This window comes from Pseudoalteromonas sp. TB25, from assembly GCF_000497995.1.
In the GTDB taxonomy this organism is placed as follows: domain Bacteria; phylum Pseudomonadota; class Gammaproteobacteria; order Enterobacterales; family Alteromonadaceae; genus Pseudoalteromonas; species Pseudoalteromonas distincta.
The window spans coordinates 1-4,630 of sequence record NZ_AUTI01000162.1; the positions used below are offsets into that span (position 1 = coordinate 1).

The 4,630-nt window shown below is 40.7% G+C and carries 3 protein-coding genes; all 3 read right to left on the reverse strand.

What is annotated here, in order from left to right:
- Positions 1 to 128: 128 nt before the first annotated feature.
- Positions 129 to 425: a PilZ domain-containing protein gene (locus L652_RS0103495; RefSeq protein WP_024597619.1), complete on the reverse strand. Its 297-nt coding sequence runs from the start codon at positions 423 to 425 to the stop codon at positions 129 to 131.
- A 9-nt stretch (positions 426 to 434) separates the two neighbouring features.
- On the reverse strand, positions 435 to 815 hold the full coding sequence (locus L652_RS0103500) for a response regulator (protein WP_024597620.1): 381 nt from the start codon (positions 813 to 815) through the stop codon (positions 435 to 437).
- 75 nt (positions 816 to 890) lie between these two features.
- On the reverse strand, positions 891 to 4,630 hold a 3,740-nt coding region (gene hrpA / locus L652_RS0103505; RefSeq protein WP_024603293.1), incomplete at its 5' end, for an ATP-dependent RNA helicase HrpA.

Genomic DNA, 4,630 nt, shown 5'->3' on the forward strand with positions numbered 1-4,630 from the left:
TGATAATGGAGCGATTAAACCAGGCAGCCGATCATCCAATTGCTGGCAGCTACCCTGAAGGCTTTTACTTAAAAGGCTTAATCTGTAAGGTTTTTTAATATCTACTATTTAGTTTAACTGAATTCGATTTAGTTAAACTCAATGATTTCAAGACCTGCTGTTACCGTGCCATCATCTTCTTTGCTGGCACGTATTACTTTTGCAGTTGCATTTAAAGGCGCAATACTTGGATGAGTCGAATCAATGTTCACCGTCAGTAAGGTATTAGGTTCAAGCAATTCATCTAAATGAATTGATAAACCTGTTGCACTTAAATCCACGCACTCTGCGGCAAAACTTAAACCCGCTATTGGTTCTATCGTTGTTAAATTTGCAGGAGTGTTAATCTGCATGCGTCTAAAATTTCGCTTATCATCAGTAAACATATGTTACCTCTAAACAACCGTGTTAATTTTTTCCAACAAAGAACCCACTGAAAATGGCTTTACAACATACGCGTTACAACCAGCATCAAACCCTGCTTGTTTTTCAGATGGGGACTCTAGGCCCGATACCATAACAACAGGAATATTTTTTGTTTCAGGTGTGTGCTTTAGCATTCGGCATGTATCATAACCATCAAGACCAGGCATACAAACATCAAGCAAAATTATATCTGGCGGACTCGCAATTGCTGACGCAAGGCAGCTTTGCCCTGAATCTGCGTAACTAACATCAAATTTCGACGCGAGTGCGGCTTTGAGCATTTCAAAATTAAAATACTCGTCATCTACCACTAAAAGTCGCTTTGTTTTATGTTCAATCGATGAGGACATAACTATGTCGCTTCCTTTTCAAAACAAAAATAAATCCTTCTATTAAGGTACTAAGCTTAATAGAAAATGCAAGTTTTATTCTATCTCTTTTATCGCATTAAGTACCCGCTTGGCTGAAATTGGGTAAGGCGTTCCTAGTGTTTGAGCAAATAGCGACACTCTAAGCTCCTGTTGCATCCAGAAAATAGCGGTTACCTCTTGTGGTATAGGTAACCCTTTAGGCGTTTTATTAACTACTTTTTTATACTCTTGCGCAACTTTATCTAGCTCTAGTACGCATAACCTATCACGATTTGGATCCACAGGCAGCTTTTCTAAACGTTTTTGAATCGCTTTTAAATAACGAATTAAATCCGCTATTTTATCTGCGCCATGCACGCTCACAAAACCTTTAAATATAAGTGACTCAAGCTGTGACTTAATATCGCCGTGCGCAGTTATCATGGTTAAATCAACGCGCCCTTTCATTTTTTTATGCAGCGCATGAGCAATACTTAATACTTGCTCAACTTGCGTTGCAATCGATACAACGGCATCGCCCAGCTCACCGCGTATTTGCTCTTTTACTGTTTCAAATGCTTTTTCGTCGCGTATATCACCGTGTTTTACTAATAAGCTATCAACACCTGCGGCAATACAGTCATCAATTAAATCAGCTATTTTACCAAATGGGTTAAAGTACAAACCCAGCTTTGCCTTATTCGGTAAGTTTTGTTGTAAGTACTTAATTGGCGATGGCACATTTAATAGTACTAAACGGCGCAAACCTTGTTGATGTGCTTGCTGCGCTTTTGCTTCGCTATCAAAAAGCTCCACTGCAGCGGCTGATTTTTTATCCACCAGCGCAGGGTATGCTTTTATCTCATATTGACCTTGTTTTTTAACGTATGAAGCGGGTAACTCACCAAAATCCCATTGTGTTAGGTCTGACTTTTCAATGCCTTTATCGGCTACTTTAGACAGTGTTTCGGTTACTTCACCTTGCAGCTCTGCTTTGAGCTTGGCTAAATCAAGTCCTCGTGCAAGTAACTTATCGCTCTCATCACGTACTTCAAACTGTAATCGTAAATGCGGTGCAAGCGCGGTTAAATCCCATGCCTCGGGATCAACTCTCACACCTGTCATTCTTAATAAACGCGTGGCTAAAGCATCAATTAAACTACCTTGCATTGGCTCAATAGCTGCCAGCACTGCATCAGCATAGTTTGGTGCTGGCACAAAATTACGACGAAGCGATTTAGGCAATGACTTTATAAGCCCACTTATTAGCTCATGCCTAAATGCTGGTATGTGCCAGTCAAAACCACTTTCTTGTACTTGATTTAAAAGCGCTACTGGTATTTGTACCGCAACGCCATCAACTGCTTGGCCTGGATCGAAATGATAAGCAAGCGGCAATATAATATTGTCTTGCTGCCATGTGTCAGGGTAGTCAAACTCAGTGATATTACTTGCACCATGCTGCATTAGCTCTTCACGAGTCATGTGTAGGTAATGCTTATTTTGTTGTTTTTGTGTTTTATACCATTTTAAAAATGCAGCTCGGTTATTAATTTGTTTGGGTATTTTTTTATCGTAAAACTCAAATAACGTTTGCTCATCAACTAAAATATCACGACGACGTGACTTATTTTCCAGAACTTGAATATCTTCTATTAGCTCACGGTTAAACGCTAAAAAGCCCTCGTTTAAGCCCAGTTCTTGCTCAACTAATGCTGTGCGCACAAAAAGCTCTCGACTCACTTTAGGGTCTATGTTGCTATAAACACAGCGGCGTTTATTTACAACAAGTAAGCCGTATAAAGTTTGCTGTTCAAACGCGATTACCGCACCTGGCTTTTTCTCCCAATGAGGTTCTGTGTAACTACGTTTAACTAAGTGCTGTGCTAATGGTTCTACCCAGTTAATGTCTATTTTTGCATTTGTGCGGGCATATAACTTACTTGTCTCTACCAGCTCCGCTGACATGATCCATTTAGGGCTCTTTTTAAATAAACCTGAACCTGGAAAAATATGAAACTGACTATTACGTGCGCCTTTGTATATTTGTTTTTCATCTTTAAAGCCAATATGGCTTAGCATCCCGCTTAACAACGCTTTGTGAACAAGTTCGCCATCAGCCGCTTGGCTGGTTGCTTTCATGCCCATTTCGTTACACACAGTACTTATTTGATAAACAATATCTTGCCATTCACGCAGGCGCATATAGGCTAAGAAGTCTTTTTGACACAGCTTTCTAAATTGGCTATTAGTAAGCTCGCTTTGCTGCTCTTCTAAGTAATTCCATAAGTTTAAAAAAGCGATAAAATCAGAATCTGGATCATCAAAACGACCGTGTTTTTCATTAGCAGCAGCACGTTTTTCTTGTGGGCGTTCACGTGGGTCTTGAATAGACAACGCCGCCACAATGATAATCACTTCACGCAATGCGCCAAGTTTATGGGCTGTTAGCACCATTTTTGCTAAACGTGGGTCAACGGGTAATCGACTAAGCTCTCTGCCCGATTGCGTTAGGCTGGTTTTACTATCGCGTTTAGCTGGTTTTACCGCTTGTAGCTCTTCAAGCAATGTTAGGCCATCATTAATATTGCGGCTATCTGGCGCTTGTACAAACGGAAATTGCGCCATATCACCAAGCCCTAGCGCCAACATTTGTAAAATAACAGATGCAAGATTAGTACGTAGTATTTCAGGGTCAGTAAACTCTGGGCGCGATAAAAAATCATCCTCAGAGTACAACCTAATACAAATACCCGCTTCAACACGTCCACAACGACCCATACGCTGATTGGCGCTTGCTTGCGATATAGGCTCTATTGGTAAGCGCTGTACTTTTGTACGATAGCTGTAGCGACTTATACGCGCAGTACCTGGGTCTATTACATAACGAATACCCGGCACGGTTAATGATGTTTCGGCTACGTTAGTCGATAAAATAATATGACGACGAGAATGCGGCGCAAATATACGGTTTTGCTCTGCGTTAGATAAACGCGAGTAAAGTGGCAATACATCGGTGTGTTTTAAATTACGCTTGCTAAGTGCATCTGCGGTATCGCGTATTTCACGCTCACCATTTAAAAATATGAGAATATCGCCAGGGCCTTCAGCGCACAGCTCATCAACGGCATCAAAAATACCTTGTAGCTGATCGCCCTCCGCTTCCATATCATCTTTATTAATATCAGTAATAGGGTTGTAGCGCACATCAACAGGGAAAGTACGACCCGATACTTCTATAATGGGCGCATCATCAAAGTGCTTTGAAAAACGCTCAGGATCGATAGTCGCTGAGGTAATTATTATTTTTAAATCAGGGCGTTTTGGAAGCAGGTTTTTTAAGTAACCTAAAATAAAATCAATATTTAAACTACGCTCATGCGCTTCATCAATAATAATCGTGTCGTATTGATTTAAAAAACGGTCTTGCTGAATTTCAGCCAGCAAAATACCGTCGGTCATTAATTTAATATACGTATTATTAGATACCTGATCGCTAAAACGAATTTTAAAGCCAACTTGCTGACCAAGTTCACACTTCATTTCTTCAGCAATACGATTAGCCACCGTACGCGCTGCTAATCGACGTGGTTGCGTATGACCAATTAAACCATCAACACCGCGACCAAGCTCTAAACACATTTTAGGTATTTGCGTTGTTTTGCCTGAGCCCGTCTCACCGGCAATAATAACCACTTGGTTATTTGCAATGGCGTCTTTAATTAATTCCTTTTTTTGACTTACCGGCAATTGCTCAGGGTAAGTCACTTTAGGGAGGCCAGCTAAGCGTTTATCGCGAAATTCTTGGCTACGGG

Excerpts from the sequence above, each read along its gene's own strand:
- L652_RS0103495 (WP_024597619.1), bottom strand. The coding sequence starts at position 425 with ATGTTTACTGATGATAAGCGAAATTTTAGACGCATGCAGATTAACACT.
- L652_RS0103500 (WP_024597620.1), bottom strand. The coding sequence starts at position 815 with ATGTCCTCATCGATTGAACATAAAACAAAGCGACTTTTAGTGGTAGAT.